The sequence below is a fragment of the Acrocarpospora sp. B8E8 genome, from assembly GCF_039871605.1.
Lineage (GTDB): Bacteria > Actinomycetota > Actinomycetes > Streptosporangiales > Streptosporangiaceae > Acrocarpospora > Acrocarpospora macrocephala.
The window spans coordinates 16,354-35,216 of sequence record NZ_JBDPLV010000048.1 but is presented as its reverse complement, the minus strand read 5'-3'; the positions used below and the strand labels follow the sequence as shown (position 1 = coordinate 35,216).

Here is an 18,863-nt window from a genome sequence, read left to right as displayed (position 1 = left end):
TCATCCGCCGCCCAAGTGGACCTGTGAAACGGTCCGAACCCGTGGATACGCTGCCGAAAAGACCCTGGGGGAGTGGCCGTGAACACGGAAAACACCGGACCGGCAGAAGCCGGATTATCAGTGGTCATCCCGTGTTTCAACGAAGTCGACGCCATCGCGGGGGTGCACGCCGAGATCGTGGCCGACCTGGGGCACCTGGACCTGGAGATCCTCTTCGTCGACGACGGCAGCGACGACGGCACCCTCGAAGCGATCAAGTCGCTCGCCGGAACGGATCCGCGCGTACGGTACATCTCCTTCACCAGGAACTTCGGCTTCGAGGCCGCGTTCTCGGCCGGCTACCGGTACGCGGACCGCCCGTGGATCCTGCATCTCGACGCCGACCAGCAGTTCCCCGCGGCCGAGGCGCTCCGGCTGATCGAAGCCTCCCCCGGCCAGGACGCGGTATTCGGGATCAGGACCGAGCGCAAGGACTCCTGGACCCGCAGAGCGGGCACCGCGCTCTTCCACTTCCTGGCCGCCAGGGTCCTGAACGTGGAGCTGCCGGCGGGAGCGACCGCGTTCCGGCTGGTACGCTCGCCCGTCGCCCGGGCGGTCGTCGACCTCGACCTGGGCACGCCGTACTTCCTCGCCACCCTGCCGAAGCTGACCAGCAGGTACGCCACCGTCCCCGTGCGCCACCGCGAGCGCCTGACCGGTTCGCCGAAGGCGACCCTGCGCCGGCTCGCCGCGCACGCGGCCGATCTGTTCGTCACCAGGAGCGGGCGGCTGACGAGCGCGGCGTCCGGCCTGGCCCTGGCCGCGGCCGGGCTGGCCGCGCTGTGCGCCGCCGGCGAGGCCGCGGGATGGGCCGGCCAGACGGCCGGTGTCACGGTGTCGCTGCTGCTCGCGGCGGTGAGCCTCGGCGTCCTGGCCTTCGTGGTACGGCACCTGGCGACGATCGCGGCCGGCCAGGCCAGACCCCGGCTCTTCTACGTCCGCGAGGCGAGCATCCCGATCGCCGCCGAGGACCTGCTGTGCCGCCCCGCCGAAACCAGCGCGCGGCGGCCATGAGCGAGGTGACCGTCGCATTCCCCCGACCTGCCATGATCCTGCGCCTGCTCGCGGGCCGGGGCGCCTTCCGGCTCGGCGTGCAGCTCATGCCGGTCACCCTGGCGGGCGTCTGGGACGCGGACGCCTTCGGCCTCTACGCCAGCACGGTCGGGTTGTCCATGTGGCTGCCGCTGGTCGTGAACGCGCCGGAGAAGGCCGCCCTGAAGGCCCTGCCCCGGTGCAGGCGGCTCGCCCCGCAGCTGGCCAGGATCACCGTCGCCCTGTCCGCCGCTCCCGTGGCCGTCCTGCTGGCCGTCCTGGCGCCGGTCATGGCGCTGGCGCCGGACTCGGAGGCGGCGGCCTACCTCGCCGCGGCGGCCTGGCTCGCCTGCACCGGCCTGCTCATGACCCTGTGCGGCCTGCACCGCCTGTACGGCAGGGCGTCCACCGACGCGCTGGCGTTCGCGGCCAACGGCGTCACGGTGCTCGCCGCCACCGCCGTCACCTGGCTGGCCGGCTGGACGCCGCAGTTCCACCTGACGACGCTGGCCGCCGGATGCGCGCTGGTCACGGCGTGGACGCTGGCGACGCTGCCGAAGGCCGTGACGCGGCCCGAGCGCAGGCTGCGCCGCCGCGGGCTCGTCCGCCGCCTGGCGCGCTCGACGGTGCTGCTCGGCGGTTCCGAGGTGCTGGACACGCTCTCCTTCTCCCTGGTCTACCTGGCCCTGGCCGTGTCCGGACAGGTCGCCGAGAGCGGGACGCTCTACCTGGTCCTGCTGCCCGCGACCGCGATCGCCCAGCTGGCCAACTACCTGCTGCGGATGGCCCAGCCCGGCACGTCGGCCCGGCTGCGGGGCGCCGGTCGCGCCGAGGGCGACGCCCGCGCCGCCGGGCTGCTGCGCCTCGGCGAGCGCCTCGGGCTCGCCTTCGCCGTGCTGTGGTCCGTCCTGCTGCTCGTGCCTGGCACCCGCGAACTGCTGCTGACCGGGATCGGCCGCTGGGTGGCGCTCGGCGCGCTCGCGCTCCTCGTGCTGGCCCTGTTCCTCATCGTGAGATACGCCGTGCACCTGCTGGAGAACACCACCGACCGGGCCGCGGCCCACACCTCCACGACCGCGCTGATCGGCGTGCTCGCCGCCGGCCTCCTGGCGGCCGCGCTGGCGCCCGCGCTCGGCGCGGTGGGCGGCCTGACGGCCCTGGCCCTCGCCATCGCGGCCCGGGCGGGCGTCCTGCGGCGAACCCAACGCACCTACAGTACGGAGCCCTGACATGTACGTCCTTGGCATATCCCGGGTCCACGACTCGGCGGCGGCGCTCGTACGCGACGGCGAGATCGTCGCGTTCGCGGAGGAGGAACGGTTCAGCCGCGTCAAGCACGACGGCCGCTTTCCCGGCGGGGCGATCAACTCCTGCCTCGACCAGGCGGGCATCACCCTGGCCGAGGTCGACCACGTCGCCTTCTACTGGCAGCGCTGGCCCGAGGTGGCGCACGCGGCCAGGGTGTTCGCCCGCTACTTCCCGGGCACCCTGGAGGTGTTCCGCAACAGGCGCGAGGGGGGCGTGCGCTCGGCCGGCTGGCGGGAGACCTGGCGGCACGGCGGGGGATCCGGAGGCGTGGACGACTTCCACGTCGGCGGGGCGGTGCTCGCGCATGTCAAACGCACCTACACGATCGGCCAGGAGATCAGGGACGCCGTCGGGCACACCGGCCCGACCCGGTTCAAGGTGCATCTGATCGACCATCACCGCGCGCACGCGGCCAGCGCCTTCTACGTCTCCCCGTTCGACTCCGCCGCCGTCCTCACCATGGACGGCGTCGGCAGCGACGGCACGAGCACCTGCCTCGCCGTCGCGCACGGCGGCAAGATCTCCGACCTGCGGCGCGTCAAGTACCCGCACTCCCTGGGCGCCATGTACGCGATCATCACCGGCTACCTCGGTTTCCACCCCACCGTGGACGAGGGCAAGGTGATGGGCCTGGCCCCCTTCGGCTCCGCCACCTACACCGAGCAGTTCGCCGACCTCGTCCACCTGGACCCCGACGGCGGGTTCGAGCTGAACCTGAGCTGGTTCCGGCATCACGTCAACGGCAGGCACCTGGTCTCGCGCAAGTTCCTCGACACCTTCGGCCCGCCCCGGCCCCGCACGAAAGTCACCAGGGACAACCCGATCTCGCAGCACTACATGGACATCGCCTACGCGTTGCAGGCGACGCTGGAACGCGCGGGCCTGCACCTGGCCAGGTGGCTGCACGAGCGAACCGGCCTGCCCAGGCTGGCCGTGGCCGGCGGCGTGGCGCTGAACTCGGTCATGAACGGCCGGATCCTGCGGGAGACGCCGTTCGAGGAGTTCTTCGCCCAACCGGCGGCGGCCGACGACGGGTCGGCGCTCGGCGCGGCCCTGGAGGTGTCGGTGGGCCGCTACGGCCGCCCCCGGCCGACCGGGGGCTTCATCTACACGGGACCCCAGTTCGGCGAGGACCGGATGGAACGCGCGCTGTCCGACGCCGGGCTGCCGTACCAGCGGGTGGACGACATCGCCGCGCACACCGCGGCGGCGCTCGCCGACGGCCTGATCGTGGGCTGGTTCCAGGGGCGGATGGAGTGCGGCCCGCGCGCCCTGGGCAACAGGTCGCTGCTCGCCGACCCCCGGGATCCCGAGGCCAAGACCCGGATGAACGAGAAGGTCAAGCACCGCGAGGCGTTCCGGCCGTTCGCGCCGTCGTGCCTGGCGGAGCGCGCGGGGGAGTACTTCGCGGGCGACCACCCGTCGCCGGTCATGCTGCTGGTCTCCGACGTGCTGGCGCATCAGCGCGATCGGGTGCCCGCGATCACGCACGTGGACGGCACCGCCCGGGTGCAGACGGTGTGCCGGGACGACAACCCGCTCTACCACCGGCTCATCGAGAGGTTCGCGGAGCTGACCGGTGTGCCGATGCTGATGAACACCTCGTTCAACGACAACGACGAGCCCATCGTGTGCACGCCGGAGGACGCGGTCGCCTGCTTCCGCAAGACCGACGTCGACGCGCTCGCGCTCGGCCCCTTCTGGACGCGGAAGGAGGCCGGCGCGTGAAGAACTGGCTCTGGCTGGTTCCGGGAGTCCCGACGGCGGCCCTGGTCTACCTGATCATGATCGTGCTGCCGCCGAAGCAGACACTGGGCGACCTGGCCGACTGGGCATTCAGGCTCAGCCCGTTCGTGCTCGCCGTGGTGACGGTGGCGCTGCTGCCCCGCTGGAGAGCCGCGCCCTGGCTGCTGGTTCTCGCCACGGTCGTCTACATGGGCTTCCTGGACACTGGGCTGGTCCTGCGGATCCTCGCGTACGGCGCGGTCCCGCCCGCCGAGCAGGACGCCGCGTTCCAGCCGATCTACCAGTTCCAGCTGCTGACGGTGACGTTCGTGGTGCTGTTCGCGCTCTTCGCCTACCGCATGGCGGGTGCGCGGACCACGGCGGTGCTCAAGGCCGGGTTCGCCGCCATCCTGGTGGTCATCTCCGGGCTCAACGACCTCACCTTCTGGCTGACCTACGACTGGCAGAACGGCAGGCCGTCCGAGCTGAGCTGGGCCTCGCACATCATCGTCTTCCTCGGCGGGCCGCCCAGCGTCACCGCTGCCGTGATCTTCATGGCCGTGCACCTGGCGCTGGCCCTCGCCGTGCTCCTGCTGCCGCTGGACAGGGTCGCCGAGCGGTGGCTCGCGCGCGGGCACGTGGCGTCGTGAAGACCCTCGTCGTGCTCGGCGCGGCGGACGGCGCGCTGTCCACCTACCGGATCGCGGCCGAGATGGGCTACCGGACGATCGCCGTGGACCGCTCGGCCGCCGCGCCCGGCGTCGCCGTGGCGGACGAGTACGTGCCGCTGAGCACCAGGGACGCCGACGGGATCCAGCGCGCGCTCGCCCCGCGCGGCGACCTGGCCGGGGTCATCGCGCCGTGCAGCGACATCGCCCTGCCCACCCTGCTCCAGCTGACCCGTGTCCTCGGGCTGCCTGTCCACCTGTCGGAGACGGCCGTCCGCGCGTCGGTGGACAAGACGGTGCTGAGGAGCATGCTCGACGGGCTGGGTGTCTCCTCCTATCGGTGGATCGCGAGCCACGATCCCCGCGAGATCGCCGAACGTGCCCGCGGCCTCCGGTTTCCGGTGGTGGTCAAGCCCGCGGACGCGCAGGGGGGCCGCGGGGTGACCAGATGCGAGTCGCCCGAGCAGATCCTGGCGGCCGCGCAGGCGGCGAAGGAGCGGGCCTACGGCGGCGGGATCTTGGTCGAGGAGGAGATCCGCGGCACGCACTGCGGCTGCGAGTGCGTCATCGAGGGCGGCCGGGTGGTGTTCATGGCGATGACCCGGCGCACGCTGAGCCCGCCGCCGCTGACACTGACCACGGCGCACGCCATGCCCGCCGGGCTGCCCCCCGAGGTCGAGCGGGCCTGTCGGCGGCTGGTGAACCGGGTCTGCGGGCTGCTGGGCTACCGGCGCGGGCCGCTCAATCTCGACCTGGTCGTCACGCCGGGCGGCGAGCCGTACCTGATCGAGCTGGGGGTGCGCACGGGAGGGAACGGCATCGACGACCTGACGCGGATCTGCCACGGGGTGGATCCGGTCCGGGCGGCGGTGCGGGCCGCGGTCGGCGAGCCGATCGAGTTGAGGCCGCACATACCGCGGCCGGTCATGTGGAAAGTGCTGGCCGCCGAGCAGGCGGGGAGGCTTGTCTCGGTGTCCGGCGCTGAGCGGGCCAGGGCGCTCCCAGGCGTGGCCGAGTTGGTGATCCTGGCGCGACCCGGGCAGCAGGTGCGACCTTACCGCGAGGTGTCGGACAAGCTGGGCTGGGTGGTCCTGCGCGGGGACAGCGTCGCCGCGCTCGACGCCGCCGCCGCGGCCGTGTCGCGGACGCTGCGCTTCACGGTGGCGAGCCATGTACTCCACTGAGGTGCTGGACACGATCACGTCCGTCGATCCCGCCGAGTGGGACGCTCTTGGCACGGTCGGCGACTTCACCGGGCATCGCTGGCTGCGGCTGGCCGAGCGGGTGCTGGCCGGTCACCGGCCCAGATACCTGTTGCTGCGCCGCCGGGGACGGCTGGTGGCCGCGGCGGCGTGCACGCTCGAACAGCGGCTGCAGAACCCTGCCCTGGAGGCGCGGTTCGGGTGGGTGCTGCGGCGGACGCCGTACCTGCACGTGGGGGTGCCCATGATGTCGAAGGCCGGGCTGCTGGCGCGGGACCTTGACGAGTTCGCCGCCCTGTGCCGGGAGCTCCGCGCCCTGACCCGGCGCGAGCGTGCCCCGTTCAGCGTCATCGACCACCTGCCGGTCGGCCATCCGGCCTGGAGCGGCCTGGACAGGTGTCATGCGCTCGTCATGGCGCCGGAGACGCGCATGGACGTGGCGTGGAGTTCGTTCGAGGAGTACCTGGGGAGCCTGCCCAGGAAGCGGCGGCAGGAGGTTCGGCGGGTCGCACGGCGCTCTCTCGGCGAGGGTATAACCGTGCGGCCCTTGGCCGAGCGGGGCGATCCGCGCCTGGATCGCCTGGTGGGCGATGTGGTGCGGCGCCACCACGGCATTCACCGGTTCGTGCCAGGGCTGTTCCAGGAGGCCGCCGCCGTGCTGGGTGACGATCTGACCGTCCTGGCCGCCTACCGGAACGAGGAGCTGGCCGGATGTGTCGCCCTGCTCCGGGACGGCGATGACCTGTCCGCCAAATGGATCGGCCGGGACTACGGGCTGACCGAGGGCACCAGCGCTTACCACGCGCTGGTCGCCGCGTGTGTGCGGACCGCGATCACGCTGGGCGTGCGCCGGGTGCAATTCGGCGCATCGGCGTACGAGACGAAGAAACAGTTCGGCGTGTGCCAGGAACCGAGGGGACGCCTGCTCGCCATGCGCAGTCCAATCCTGAACCGGTGCGTCGGCTGGCCGCTGCGGAGGATGTCATGATGCGAGACGCGATACAGCAGGGCGCCGCCGTGATCCGCGCGCTCCGCAACGAGAGGCTGACGCCGGACCAGGTGCGGCGCCGCCAGGACCGCTCCCTGCGCCGCATGGTCGAGTACGCCTGGAACCGCAGCCGGTTCTACCGCGACAAGTTCGAGGCGGCCGGGGTGCGCCCCGAAGACATCAGGTCGATCGCCGATCTGGCCAGGCTGCCCACGACGACCAAGGCCGAACTCCAGCGGTACGGAATCACCCGGGCGCTGGCGCGGGGCTACTCCCCGGCCAACACGTTCGAGGACGCCACCTCCGGCTCCTCCGGGACCGTGATGAAGTTCTACCACTCGCGCGAGGCGTACAACCGGTACTTCGCCTTCGCCTACCGGCACCTGGCGGCCATCGGCTACCGGCCGTGGCACCGGGTGGCGTACACGGCCTACGAGCGGCTCACGCCGCTGCCCTGGGAGCGGCTCGGCCTCGGGCGGCGGGAACGCGTCGATCTCACCCAGGCGGACCCGCGCGGCTACGTGGCGGACCTGCTGCGCGTCCGGCCCCACTTCATCACGGCCTATCCCTCGATCCTGCAGCTGATCCTGGCCACGGCCACCCCGGCGGAGCTGTCCCGCATCCGGCCACGCGCCATCCACCTGCACTCCGAACTGCTGACCGAGGGGCTGCGCAGGCAGATCAGCGAGGGATTCCAGTGTGACTGCTTCGACGATTACGGCGCCTTCGAGTTCCACCACATCGCCTACGAGTGCCCGCGGCACCGCTACCACCTCGCGGCCGACAACGTGATCGTGGAATTCGTCCGGGACGGGCGGCCCGCCGGGCCCGGCGAGGAAGGGGAGATCCTGCTCACCGGGCTGAGCAACCGCGCCATGCCGCTGTTCCGCTACGCGATCGGCGACGTCGGCGTGCCCGGCGACGAGATCTGCCCGTGCGGCAGCGGGTTCCCCACCATGAAGCTGGTGCAGGGGCGGGTCGACGACTTCGTCGTCCTGCCCTCCGGCCGGCGGCTCAGCCCCCGGGCGATCAACCCGGTCTACGAGCACCTGCCCGGACTGCTGGAGCACGTGCTCATCCAGGAGAGCCTCGATCACGTCCTGGTCCGGGTCAACGTCGCCGAGGCGCACCGGGACTCCACCCCGGCCGTGATCGAGCGGGAGCTGGGCGCGCTGTTCGGCGGGGAGGTCAGGGTGGAGGTCCGGCTGACCGCCCGGATCGCGCGCGGGCGCACGGGCAAGCTGCGCACGGTGATCTCGAAGGTGACCCCGCGCTGACCTCCTGCTTCAGCACCGCGTCAGCGGATTTTCAGGCCGCCCGGACACCATGAAGGGGTCAAGCGCCGCCGGCGGGGGCGGCGACGGAAAGACGCGTTCCGGGGAGAAAATGCGCCAGCCACAGCGACTCAGCGTTCCTCTGCTCCTAGACAGAAACCAGGCCCCGCCGCTCCAGGAGCAACTGCTGACGCAGTTGAAGGCGGCCATCGACTCGGGCCGGCTCGCCACCGGAACCCGGATGCCCTCCACCAGGGCGCTGGCGAGAATACTCAAGGTGTCGCGCGGCGTCGTGGTCGGAACCTACGACGCCCTCTACGCCGACGGTTACATCACCGGAGTCGTCGGCTCGGGAACCTACGTCGCGAAAGACTCCCTGGACGCCGCGCGCACGGCCCCCGCGTCCGGCAGGCCGGGACCGGCGCCGGCCATCGATCTGCGGCCGGACCGGCCGAGCTCGGACTGCTTCCCGCTGCCGGCCTGGCGGGCGGCCTGGCGCACGGTCAGCTACATCGCCCCCGGCGTCGCGGAGGCGCCGCCGCTGGGGCTGCCGGAACTGCGCGCGGCCATCGCCGGGCACCTCCTCCAGGCGCGGGGAATCGTGCTGGATCGGCACGAGGTGGTCGTCACCAGCAGCCAGGACAGCGCTCTGCGGCTGGTGCTGAGCGCCCTCGGCGAGGATCCGGTGATCGCGCTGGAGTGTCCCGCGCTGCCCATGGCGCGCACGGTGGCGGCCAGGCAGGGCCGGGTGTCGTCCGTCCCGGTCGACGACCAGGGCGTGCGCCTCGACCTGATGCGCGGGGACTGGGACGCCGCGGTGCTGACCCCGGAGCGCAACCCGCTGCTGGGCGCGCGGCTGTCGCTGGAGCGCAGGCGGGCGCTGGCCGAGGACGCGCGCACGCGCGGGTCGCTCCTCATCGAACCGGCCCTGGGCGGCGTCCTGGACCTGGACGTCAGCCCGCTGCCGCCCCTCATGTCGCTGGCGCGCTCTGAGCACGCCGCCCTGATCGGCTCCTTCGGCGCCGTCCTGACCCCGGCGTTGCACCTGGGCTTCGCCGTCGTCGAGCGCGGCCTGGCCGAGACGATCGCCAAGACCGATCCCGCCCACTACGAGCAGCCGTCGCCGCTCGTGCAGCTGGCCGTCAGCGATCTGCTGGCCTCCGGCGGCATGGCCGCGCACCTCACCCGGCTCGCCGGGCGGCACGCCGCGCTGTGGCGGCTGGTGTGGCAGGCCCTGGGTGACCAGCCCGGCACGCGGCTGCTGCGGGCCGGAGGCACGGCGACGCTGCTGCTGCCGGACGAGGTGTGCGCGAAGCGGGTCGTCCGCGCCCTCGCCGTCCAGCGGATCCACCTCACCGAGCTCGACTCCTACGTGCATCCCCGGTCGCCCGCGCTGAACGGGCTCGTCATCGGGTTCGGCCACCTCGGCGAGGCGGTGCTCGGCGCCACCCTGCGGGTCATCCGGCGCACGGTCAGCGCGGCCCGCGAGTGATCACCAGGCGCAGCGTCGCGAGCGCCTTCTTCAGCGTGGCCTCCGCGTCCTCGGCGGAGTCGCCGGTCACCACCAGGTAGCCGAGCTTGTGCCCCGACTGCGTGAACGGATGGACCGGCGCCCCCACGGGCGTCACCACCTCCGCGTCGGCCACCCCGGGCAGCGCCCTGACCTCGTCCAGACCGTCGACGCGGGCCAGCCCCCCGTCCCATTCGTACGGTGAGCGCAGCACGTGGATGATGCCGTGGCCGTGCCGCCGCGGCGTCAGGTCGTAAGGTTCGCCCAGCGCGAGAGAGATCAGCGCGCCGACCGTGTCGACGCCGTACACCGCGCGGGTGAGCCGCGGATACCCGTTGCCGCACAGCCTCGCCCCCACCTCCAGCACGTAGGGCGTACCGTCCGGAGCCAGGATGACGTCGAAATGGGCGGGCCCGTCACGCCATCCCATCGCCGCGCACAGCCGCAGGGCCGCCTCGACGATCCTCCTCCGTGATTCCGCGGCGATCGGGGCCGGGCAGGTGTGCCCGCCGATCAGGAAGCCCGGGCCCGGGATCACCCGCTTCTCGGTGAGCACGGAGAAGGCGGCCGCGCCGTCCCGCAGGAAGACCTCGACGGTGATGTTCCTGCCCTCGCGGAACTCCTCCACGACGGCCTCGCCGCACACCGAATGCGCCAGCGCGGCGGCGAGCGCCGCGACCAGCCCGGACGGTTCGCGCACCAGCGCGACCCCCTTGCCGCCGGAGGCGTCCACCGGCTTGACCACCACGGGGAACTCCAGCCCGGGCATTGGCTCGGCCCGGCGCGTCACCGCCCACCGGTAGCCGGGCAGGCCCGCGCTCCGCGCGATCCGGTGGAAGGCGGCCTTGTCCATCGACGCGTCGGCGGCCTCCCGAGGATAGAGGTGCGGGGTGCCGTACCTCCGGGAGAGCATGTGCCAGCTCAGCAGGCACATGTCGCTGCCCGCCGACACCACGCCGCTCGGCCGGGTCTCGCCGAGCGCCGCGACCACGGCGGCGTGGTCGCGGGTCGAGACCCGCAGGAACCGGTCGGCCAGCGGTACCCCCGGCCGGTCGTCCCGCCAGTCCACCGCGATGGTACGCAGACCCCGCAGGCGCGCCTCCCGGAACAGCGGCAACTGCTCCTCCCCGGCCCCCAGCACCAGCAGCGGCCCGTCAGCGGACATGATCGTGCCCTTTCTCAAGCGGCAGCGCGGGCGGGGGCACGGCGGGCACGCCCCCGTCCAGGGTGTCCTCGGGCAGGACGTCCAGATTCGACTCGGCGATGTAGAAGGCGCGCAACGGCGTGGAGTCCAGCATCAACCGGTGCAGGTAGCGCGCCGACAGGGCGCACACGACGGCGGTCAGCGCCGAGCTGTCCAGCGCCGCCAGCGCCACGCCCGCCGGCGCGATCACGCCCAGCAGCCAGCCCACGGCGGCCACGGCGGCCACGGCCGCCGCCACCGCCGCGATCAGGTACGCGGCGTTGAGCGGCCGCCACGAGAAACCGAAGAACAGCTCGAAGGCGTGCCCGCCAAGACGCAGCGGGCGGAACCGCGACCCCCCGGACTCCCGGGCTTGGTGGGTCGTCTCGACCGCGGTATAGCGGGAGGTCACCAGCGGCACCTTCGCGGCGAAGTACGCGTTGTTCATCCGCAGCTCGGCCAGGGTGCGGGCCACCGGCGCGCGGAGCACCCGGAAAGACGAAGCCCCCATTGGCACCTCGACGCCGAGCAGCCGTTTGGCCGCCCACTGGTGGCCTGCGGCTCCCAGCCGGCGCAGGAGTGGATCATGCCGGACCCGCCGGGTGCCGAACACCACGTCGTAGCCCTTGGCCGCCTCGGCCAGCAGCACCCACGTCTGGTCCGGCGGGACCTGCAGGTCGGCGTCGAGCTGGACGATCCACGGGCGGCTCGCGTAGCGGAACCCCGCGCTGATCGCGGCCGAGAGCCCGAAATTGCGCGAGAACGAGATATACCGCACGCGCCGGTCTATCGCGGCGATCGCGCGCATGTGCTCCAACGTGTCGTCCGAGCTGCCGTCGTCGATGAAGATGATCTCCAGCTCGGGGATCGCGCCGAGCGCGCTCACGATGGCGCGATGCGCCGCCGCCACCTGCTCGCCCTCGTTGAAACAGGGCACCACGGCCGTCAGCCCGGTCACGGGGACCGCCGCAGCCGCCGGCTGAGAGACCGGACCGCCCGCCCCGGCACCGCCAGCACCGCGATCGCCAGCGCCACGTGCACCGCGATGAAGATGTACGCCTCGTGCTTGGCCGGATAGTGCCCGAGCCTGACCCTGATGTGCTCGGCCCAGTGCCACACCTCCGGGATGGGCGTCCACGCCGGATCGGTGTGCGGGTTGATGACCAGGAAGGCCAGATCCTCAAGCCCGGAAAGCTGGAGGATGATCATCGCCCCGCACAGCCGCAGCGTGCCCGAGCGCGAGCCGCCGCCAAGCCGGTAGGCCAGCGCGATGGACAGGATGATGAACGGGACCAGCGTCAGGACCGTGTAGTAGTACTCCGAGCCCGGCTCACCGGCGACGAAGAACATCCGGGGGATGAACACGGCGTAGAAGATCAGGAAGCAGGCGGGGATGAGGATCATCGGCAGCCGCAGCCACCGCGCCCACGCCGGATCCAGCCACGCGATCGCGACGCTCATCGCGACGAACGGCAGCAGCTTGAACAGGAAGATCCACAGGGATTCGATGGTGTGCTCGTGCGGCAGCCGGAGCCACACGATCGCCGCGAGCGCCAGGCCCGTCGTCCCGGCGACGAGGGTGACCGCGTTCGCCCGCAGGAACGGCGCGCGGTGCTCTGGTAAGGCGTCTACAGGCATGGGGACTCCGAGTGGTCTGTGATGCGGTCAGATCAGGTGGTCGGTCCAGGTTCTGGGCGTGAGCGCCGAGACGATCTCCAGCTCCAGGCCGTAGTCGAACTCCCGCGGCCCGCGCGCCGAGATCCAATCGATCATGCTCCGCAGCCCTTCCCGCAGCGTGGTCCCCGTCTCGTAGCCCAGCAGCCGGCGCGCCTTGCCGGAGTCGCAGGTGGCGTGGTGGACCTCCAGGGGCCGGGCCGGCACGAAGATCGGATCGCAGGGCACCCCCATGAGCTCGGCGAGGGTCTCGGCCAGGGTGAGCACGGAGACCGGATCCTCGTCCGGGCCGACGTTGACGACCTCGCCGCGCACCCGGGCGTCCGCGCCGAGCCGGACCAGGCACGACACGACGTCGGAGACGAAGCTGAAGCAGCGCAGCTGGGAGCCGTCGCCGTAGATCACCGGGCGCTCTCCCCGCAGCATGCGGTTGATCATGATGGCGGCGACGTTGCGGTAGGGATCGTCGTAACGCTGCCGGGGGCCGATGACGTTGTGCGGGACGGCGATGTTGAACTCCATGCCGTGCGCCTCGCAGACCGATCGCACCATGAGCTCGGCGGCGTACTTCGCGATCCCGTACGGCGTCACGGGGGCGGGCTCGTCGGTCTCCGCGAACGGCGGGCGGCCATCGCCGTACCTGGACATCGACGAGCAGAACACGAAACGGCGCACGCCCGCCGCGGCGGCGGCGGCCGACAGCAGCGCCACGGTGGCGCCGCAGGTGTGCTCGTGCACGTGAAAGGGACTGAACACGCTGAGCCCCTCGTACGGCGCGGCGGCGCAGTGGTAAACGGTCTCGACCCCCGCCAGCAGATCGGCGTACGCCCCGGATTCGCGGCAGTCGGCGACCCGGAAATCCACCGCGCCGGGAACGTTGTCCTTGTAGCCGCCCATCAGATTGTCGACGCCACGCACCTGATGCCCCTCCGCCAGCAGCGCGTCGGCTAAATGGCTCCCCAGGAACCCCGCCACTCCCGTGATGAGAACGGGACTCTTCACCATGCCTCCATTAATGTTCCGGGATGATTTGCCGGAAATCTATCCCTGCTTCCCTGGCGATCACAGAACCACTTGCGGCGGAAAAAGTGGACTATGCGGTTCGTCCCGCCGCCCATCGCGGCACGACCACCCGCCACATCGGCACGGGCTGGAATCCGAGCGAACCCTTGACCTCGAACATGCCCTGACCGGCGGAGAGCTCGCGCCGCCCGCCGCTGCCGGCCACGTGGTCGATCAGGCGGAGGTAGTGGTAGAAGTACAGGTGCTTGCGGCCGCCTTCGCCGGGATCGACCGCCGCCCACGAGCCCAGCTTCGGATGGGTGGGATGGTCGAGCAGGGCGCCGAAGGCCAGCAGCCGCCCCTGGCGTTCCCGGTAGGTCGCGGTGACCACGTCGGGGCGGCCGTGCAGGGCGGCGAAGTAGCTCGCGGGCAGCGGCACGTGCGGCTCCCACATCGACTTGAGCCGCAGCTCGTGGTCGTCGTGCAAGCGCGCCATCTCCGCGTGCGCCTCGGGCCCGAGGTCGGCGCGCCCGGCTCCGATCTCCACCTCCAGGTCTTCCGAGCGCGCCACGATGCGGCGCTGCCTGCGCAGGTCCTTGCGGCGGCTCGCGCGCAACGAGCCGAGCCACTCCTCGGCCGAGGTCCAGGTCACGGGCATGCTCCCGGACGTGGCGGCGGCCTGGGTGAAGGCCGCCCGGCGCGCCACCACGGGCAGATCGGTGGCGGTCATGCCCCGGTACACGAGACCGGCGCAGCCCTTCCCCAGCCAGGCCAGGACCGCGCGCTCGTAGGCGCGCAGCAGCAGGCGCCGGCGCTCCGGCGGGACCCAGGAGGCGAAGTGCCAGCCGGGGCCGTGCGAGTATCCGGGCACCCGGACGTCGAGCAGGACCGGCTCGCGGCGCGGCCGGGGCCGCCTGCCGCGGCCGAGCCCGAGGTAGAGGCCGATCGCGATGCCGCAGGCCCGCCCGCCGTCGTGGAGCAGGGCGGGCAGCACGCCCGCCCGCGCCGAGCCGGCCGCCTCCCGGATCACGTCATAGGACCACGGCGCGGTCAGCCCCTCGTCCCGGTGAAGATCGCGCCATCCCGAGGGTTCCGGGTCGCTCAGCGGGTCCACAAGCTCAACGCCCATCGGGCCTTTCCTGTCTTGTCGGGATTTAAGCATCACACAGCGGCGGATCCACAGATTCGCGGGAAAAGCGTGATATTTCAGACGTCAGCGCCACGTCAGCGCCAAATCAGGAAGGCCGGGTATTCGTTTAACTGGGGCATATTCGGGCTATTCGCCATGCCCGGAACCACACCCCGCCCATAAGCCGAAAAGGTACGCGTCGTGCTGGCGCGAGGGCGTTGGCCCCCTGGCGCAGACTCCTACAGCCTCCCGTGACCGCTGGAACGCCACCTGGAACGGGATGGAACGCCACATTGAGAGAGGCGAGCCCCACAGCGACGTGGAACCGTACGGTAGGTGATCTTGTTCATGTCAGTCCTGGTGCGGCTGCTGGGTCCGGTGGATGTGACGGTGGACGGCGTGGCCATGCCGCTGCCGGGCCTGCGGCGCAAGGCCGTACTGGCCCGGCTGGCGCTGCGGCCGGGCGAGGTGGTCGGCGCAGAACAGCTGATCGACGCGGTGTGGGACGGCGAACCCCCCGCCACCGCGGCGAACTCGCTGCAGCGACACGTGTCGTCCCTGCGGCGCCTGCTCGGGGCGCGCGGGAAGATCCTCGCGCGGCCCCCGGGATACGTGCTCACCGGGTGGGGGACCGATCTGAGCCAGGCGGAGCAGCTGATCGAGCGGGCCAGGCACACCGCCGAACCGGTGGAACGGCTGGCCACCCTGGAGCGGGCGGAGGGCCTGTGGCGGGGACAGCCCCTCGCCGACGTGTCCGGCCTGTCATGGTTCGCCCGGGAGGCGGACCGGCTGGAGCGGATGCGGCGGGCGGCGGAGCGGGCGGCCGTGGAATGCCGGCTGCTGCTCGGCCAGCACGCCTCGCTGGTGCCGGAACTCCCGGGCCTGGCGGAGCTGTACCCGTTCGACGAGGACCTGCACGGGCAGCTCATGATCGCCCTGTACCGCAGCGGCAGGCAGGCCGACGCCCTGGCCGTCTTCCGCCGGTTGCGCGACCGGCTGCGCGAGGATCTCGGCATCGACCCCGGCGCGCCGCTGCGCGACCTGGAGGCGGCGATCCTGCGCCAGGACCCAGCCCTGGATCGTGCGCCCGTACCCGAGCGGTCCGGACGGCTCGCGGGCCCCGCCCTGATCGAAAGGGACGCCGAGACCAGCCTCATCGACCAGGCGCTCGACCACGCGGCGGCCACCCGTACCGGACATGTCCTGATCTTCGAAGGACCGGCGGGGATCGGGAAGACCAGCGTGCTCAACCACGCCAGGAAGCGGGCCGCCGCGCTGGGCTGGCCGCTGGCCGCGGCCCGCGGCACCGACCTGGAGCCCGACTACGCGTGGGCGTGCGCCAGGCAGCTCTTCCCCGGCCACACCGAGGTGGACGACGTCCCCACCACGCCGGACGGCGAGTACCGCGTCCTCAGCTCGCTCTACCGGCGCACCGCCGGGCTGGCGGCGGACCACCCGCTGGTGATCGTGCTGGACGACCTGCACTGGGCGGACACGCCCTCGGTGCGGTTCGCGGCCTTCCTGGCCGCCCGTCTCGACGCGCTGCCGGTGGTGCTCGTCCTCGCCCTCCGGCCGGGCCACGACCGCATCGGCCATCTGACCTCGGCCATCGCCGGCCTGCCGCACGCGACCACCCGGGTGCTCCGGCCGCTCAGCCGGGACGGCTGCGCCGAACTGCTGGCCGAGGCGATCGACGCCGAGCCGGACCCGGAGCTGGCCGGCCGGTGCCACACCATGAGCCGCGGCAACCCGTTCCTGATGCGGGAACTCGCGGCCTCCGGCGGCGACGCGCGCAGGACTCTGCCGGCGGGCGTGACCAGGTTCGTCGCCCAGCAGCTCCGCCACCTGCCGCCCGCCGCAGTGGACGTGGCCCGGATCCTGGCCGTGCTACGCGAGGCGGCCGGCAGTGACTGGCTGGCCCAGATCGCCGGGATCTCCCCCCGCGAGGCCATGGACGCGCTGGTCCCGCTGCTGTCCAGCCAGCTGATCGTCGCCGACGGCGTGCCGGCCAGGTTCGCCTTCGACCATCCGCTGATCCGCACCGCGGTATACGACGCCATCCCGATGGCGCTCCGCACCGACCTGCACCTGCGCGCCGCCGAGACGGCCGGCCGCGGCCAGGATCCGATCACCGCCGCCACCCACCTGCTCAAGGTCCCGCCCGGCGCCGGCGCGCCCGACCCGGTCGGGGTGCTCACCCAGGCGGCCGACCTCAGCCTGGCCCGCGGCTCGGTGACCTGCGCGGTGGACTTCCTGCGCCGGGCCCTGGCGGAGGATCTCGGGGACCGGCGGCCCGGGATCCTGGCCCGGCTCGGCATGGCCGAAGCGCTGGTCGGCACCGGGCCCGCCATCGAGCGGCTGTCGGAGGCGCTGGCCAGGGAACCCGACCCCGAGGCGCGGGCGCGGATCTCCCACGGTCTGGCCAGCACGCTGTGGCTGACCAGTCGCCCCAGGGAGGCGGCTCGCGTCTGCCAGACATCCCTGGACCGCGACCTGGGCATGTCCGCGGACGCCCGGCAGGCGCTGCAGGGCTGCGCCGCGATGGTGGCCTACGGCACCCGCTACGGCTCCGACCTGGTCGCGCTGATCGACGGCTACGCGGCCGAGCCGCCCGGCACGTCCATCGGCGGGCTCATCCTCGAAGCGGGTCTCGCGCTGCACGACGCGCACCAGAACCGGCGGGAGGCGGCCGAGCGGCGAGGGCTTAACGTCATCGCGGGCGACCGTCTGATCGGCCATCCACTGGCCGAGCCGCCGCTGACCTGCGCGTGGTATGCCCTGCTCCCGTGTGACTCACCCGCGCTGCTGCCGTCGGTGGAGGCGGCGCTCGCGCACAGCCGCCGCACCGGCTCCCCGCGCGGCATCACCCCCTCCCTCTTCTACCGCTCGGAGATCATGTACGCCCTCGGCCGCCTGACCGAGGCGCTCGCCGACGCGCGGCAGTCATGGGAGGGCTGCCAGGGTGAGCCCACCGGAATCGGCGAGCCGTTCATCGCCAACGCGCTGCTGAAGACGCTGGTGGCCCGCGGCGAGGTCGAGGCGGCCGCCGAGGTGCTCAAGCAGGTCAGGTCCCGGCACGTCGCCGGCGTCACCGCGGTGCTGTACGCCCCTGGCGAGATCGCCGTGCACCTGGCCATGGGCCAGACCCGGCGGGCCTTCGAGACGGTGCTGGCCACCCGGGACGAGTGCGGCTGGAAACCGCTGGTCAACCCGCTGGTCTCGGACTGGCGCGCGCCGCTGGTCCGCTGCCTGGCCCTGCTCGGACGGGGCGAGGAGGCGCGCGAGGCCGCCGGGGAGATGCTGGCCGTGGCGACCGCGTGGGGCACCCCGCGGGCCGTCGGCCGGGCGCTGCGGTTCGCCGCCTCGGTCGAATCCGGCTCGCGCCGGCTGGACATGCTCGCCGAGTCGGTCCGCCTGCTGGACCCCACCCAGGCCAACCTGGAGCAGGCCAAGTCGCTGCACGCCTTCGGCGAGGCGCTGCTGCGCGCAGGCCGCCTCGCGGACGCGCGGACCCGCCTGGAGGCCGCGCTGGAGCTGGCCGCCCGCTGCGGGGCCCCGCCCCTGCGGAACGCCGTCGCGGCGAGCCTGCGCCGGGTCGGCGGATCGCCGCGGCCGCTCACCGTCCGGTGACGCCGGCTCCTGGAGATGCGCGGGGCATCCCCAGGAGCGTCCAACCGATCAGGGGTTGATCGGGCCGGGCCAGGGCCAGTCAGGGTCTGGCTCCTGGAAGTCGTACGGAACATCGTCGTTCGGCGGCGGACCTTGGATCGGGCAGAGCACCTCGTACGTCTCGCCCGGGTGCCCGGGAATGGGCAGTTCGGCGCCGCACGGGGGCAGGGCCCCGACGCGGGCGTCCGCGGCACCGCTGGCCAGGAAGGCGGCGACGGCCACCCCGATCCCGGCCAGCAGGACCAGCGCACGCCCTCGGGCGTGCGTGGCGCTTTCTGAAGTCATTGACTTCCTCCAGGGATGATTTCTTTCGCGCCGGGTGCCCGGCGCGACTTGCGAAATCCATGGGACCCTTTCCGCGCCGTACCGCCCAGGGCCACTTGCGGTGAAGTGAAGGGCCGGAGTGGACCCCCGGGTATGTCGATCGGACCACTTGCGGGTCAATGCGCATTCCGAGTGG

Annotated in this window: 15 protein-coding genes; 9 read left to right on the top strand and 6 right to left on the bottom strand. The window is 72.4% G+C overall.

Translation table 11 applies throughout. From position 1 onward, the window contains the following. Positions 1–78 precede the first annotated feature (78 nt). The 8 genes from ABGB08_RS35880 (at position 79) to ABGB08_RS35845 (ending at position 9,728) form a co-directional block, all read left to right on the top strand. On the top strand, positions 79–1,053 hold the full coding sequence (locus ABGB08_RS35880) for a glycosyltransferase family 2 protein (protein ID WP_347599914.1): 975 nt from the start codon (positions 79–81) through the stop codon (positions 1,051–1,053). Further along, positions 1,017–2,300 (top strand): hypothetical protein, encoded by a 1,284-nt coding sequence (locus ABGB08_RS35875; protein ID WP_347599912.1) that lies wholly within the window; start codon positions 1,017–1,019, stop codon positions 2,298–2,300. The genes ABGB08_RS35880 and ABGB08_RS35875 overlap by 37 nt, the downstream gene beginning before the upstream one ends. Before the next feature lies 1 nt (position 2,301). Continuing rightward, positions 2,302–4,107, top strand: coding sequence for a carbamoyltransferase C-terminal domain-containing protein (locus ABGB08_RS35870; protein WP_347599909.1), 1,806 nt, complete (start codon positions 2,302–2,304; stop codon positions 4,105–4,107). Next, entirely contained in the window at positions 4,104–4,754 is a 651-nt protein-coding gene (locus ABGB08_RS35865; RefSeq protein WP_347599906.1) for a hypothetical protein, read from the top strand. The genes ABGB08_RS35870 and ABGB08_RS35865 overlap by 4 nt, the downstream gene beginning before the upstream one ends. Beyond that, a complete protein-coding gene (locus tag ABGB08_RS35860; protein ID WP_347599903.1) occupies positions 4,751–5,956 on the top strand; it encodes an ATP-grasp domain-containing protein in 1,206 nt (401 codons plus the stop codon). Before ABGB08_RS35865 ends, ABGB08_RS35860 begins: the two co-directional genes overlap by 4 nt. Further along, positions 5,943–6,962 (top strand): GNAT family N-acetyltransferase, encoded by a 1,020-nt coding sequence (locus tag ABGB08_RS35855; protein ID WP_347599900.1) that lies wholly within the window; start codon positions 5,943–5,945, stop codon positions 6,960–6,962. The genes ABGB08_RS35860 and ABGB08_RS35855 overlap by 14 nt, the downstream gene beginning before the upstream one ends. Next, positions 6,959–8,239 carry a hypothetical protein gene (locus tag ABGB08_RS35850; protein ID WP_347599897.1) on the top strand — a complete coding sequence of 427 codons (1,281 nt, stop codon included), beginning with the start codon at positions 6,959–6,961 and terminating at the stop codon, positions 8,237–8,239. The genes ABGB08_RS35855 and ABGB08_RS35850 overlap by 4 nt, the downstream gene beginning before the upstream one ends. A gap of 109 nt (positions 8,240–8,348) precedes the next feature. Next, positions 8,349–9,728 carry a PLP-dependent aminotransferase family protein gene (locus tag ABGB08_RS35845; protein ID WP_347599894.1) on the top strand — a complete coding sequence of 460 codons (1,380 nt, stop codon included), beginning with the start codon at positions 8,349–8,351 and terminating at the stop codon, positions 9,726–9,728. Here ABGB08_RS35845 and ABGB08_RS35840 read toward each other — a convergent pair. The 5 genes from ABGB08_RS35840 to ABGB08_RS35820 all read right to left on the bottom strand — a co-directional run bounded on the left by ABGB08_RS35840 (position 9,709) and on the right by ABGB08_RS35820 (position 14,734). Beyond that, a complete protein-coding gene (locus ABGB08_RS35840) occupies positions 9,709–10,911 on the bottom strand; it encodes an ATP-grasp domain-containing protein (protein ID WP_347599891.1) in 1,203 nt (400 codons plus the stop codon). The two genes, ABGB08_RS35845 and ABGB08_RS35840, sit on opposite strands and share 20 nt — an antisense overlap. Next, positions 10,901–11,887 carry a glycosyltransferase family 2 protein gene (locus tag ABGB08_RS35835; protein WP_347599888.1) on the bottom strand — a complete coding sequence of 329 codons (987 nt, stop codon included), beginning with the start codon at positions 11,885–11,887 and terminating at the stop codon, positions 10,901–10,903. The genes ABGB08_RS35840 and ABGB08_RS35835 overlap by 11 nt, the downstream gene beginning before the upstream one ends. Further along, on the bottom strand, positions 11,884–12,567 hold the full coding sequence (locus tag ABGB08_RS35830; RefSeq protein WP_347599885.1) for a hypothetical protein: 684 nt from the start codon (positions 12,565–12,567) through the stop codon (positions 11,884–11,886). Before ABGB08_RS35830 ends, ABGB08_RS35835 begins: the two co-directional genes overlap by 4 nt. Positions 12,568–12,594: 27 nt before the next feature. Then, the gene (locus ABGB08_RS35825; RefSeq protein WP_347599882.1) at positions 12,595–13,608 is read right to left on the bottom strand and encodes an NAD-dependent epimerase/dehydratase family protein; all 1,014 of its coding nucleotides are present in this window, start codon (positions 13,606–13,608) and stop codon (positions 12,595–12,597) included. Between the two features lie 88 nt (positions 13,609–13,696). Beyond that, the gene (locus tag ABGB08_RS35820; RefSeq protein ID WP_347599879.1) at positions 13,697–14,734 is read right to left on the bottom strand and encodes a hypothetical protein; all 1,038 of its coding nucleotides are present in this window, start codon (positions 14,732–14,734) and stop codon (positions 13,697–13,699) included. Between the two features lie 348 nt (positions 14,735–15,082). Here ABGB08_RS35820 and ABGB08_RS35815 point away from each other — a divergent pair, with 348 nt between their 5' ends. Beyond that, positions 15,083–18,364, top strand: coding sequence for a BTAD domain-containing putative transcriptional regulator (locus tag ABGB08_RS35815; protein ID WP_347599876.1), 3,282 nt, complete (start codon positions 15,083–15,085; stop codon positions 18,362–18,364). Positions 18,365–18,412: 48 nt separating this feature from the next. On the opposite strand, the gene ABGB08_RS35810 is transcribed toward ABGB08_RS35815, so the two are convergent. Next, complete coding sequence (locus tag ABGB08_RS35810; RefSeq protein ID WP_347599873.1) at positions 18,413–18,688, bottom strand: hypothetical protein; 276 nt, start codon at positions 18,686–18,688, stop codon at positions 18,413–18,415. Positions 18,689–18,863 lie beyond the last annotated feature (175 nt).

Bases quoted from the DNA above. Each gene is read 5' to 3' on its own strand.
- ABGB08_RS35870 (WP_347599909.1), top strand. From the start codon at position 2,302: ATGTACGTCCTTGGCATATCCCGGGTCCACGACTCGGCGGCGGCGCTC.
- ABGB08_RS35855 (WP_347599900.1), top strand. From the start codon at position 5,943: ATGTACTCCACTGAGGTGCTGGACACGATCACGTCCGTCGATCCCGCC.
- ABGB08_RS35850 (WP_347599897.1), top strand. From the start codon at position 6,959: ATGATGCGAGACGCGATACAGCAGGGCGCCGCCGTGATCCGCGCGCTC.
- ABGB08_RS35845 (WP_347599894.1), top strand. From the start codon at position 8,349: ATGCGCCAGCCACAGCGACTCAGCGTTCCTCTGCTCCTAGACAGAAAC.
- ABGB08_RS35840 (WP_347599891.1), bottom strand. From the start codon at position 10,911: ATGTCCGCTGACGGGCCGCTGCTGGTGCTGGGGGCCGGGGAGGAGCAG.
- ABGB08_RS35830 (WP_347599885.1), bottom strand. From the start codon at position 12,567: ATGCCTGTAGACGCCTTACCAGAGCACCGCGCGCCGTTCCTGCGGGCG.
- ABGB08_RS35825 (WP_347599882.1), bottom strand. From the start codon at position 13,608: ATGGTGAAGAGTCCCGTTCTCATCACGGGAGTGGCGGGGTTCCTGGGG.
- ABGB08_RS35820 (WP_347599879.1), bottom strand. From the start codon at position 14,734: ATGGGCGTTGAGCTTGTGGACCCGCTGAGCGACCCGGAACCCTCGGGA.
- ABGB08_RS35815 (WP_347599876.1), top strand. From the start codon at position 15,083: ATGTCAGTCCTGGTGCGGCTGCTGGGTCCGGTGGATGTGACGGTGGAC.
- ABGB08_RS35810 (WP_347599873.1), bottom strand. From the start codon at position 18,688: ATGACTTCAGAAAGCGCCACGCACGCCCGAGGGCGTGCGCTGGTCCTG.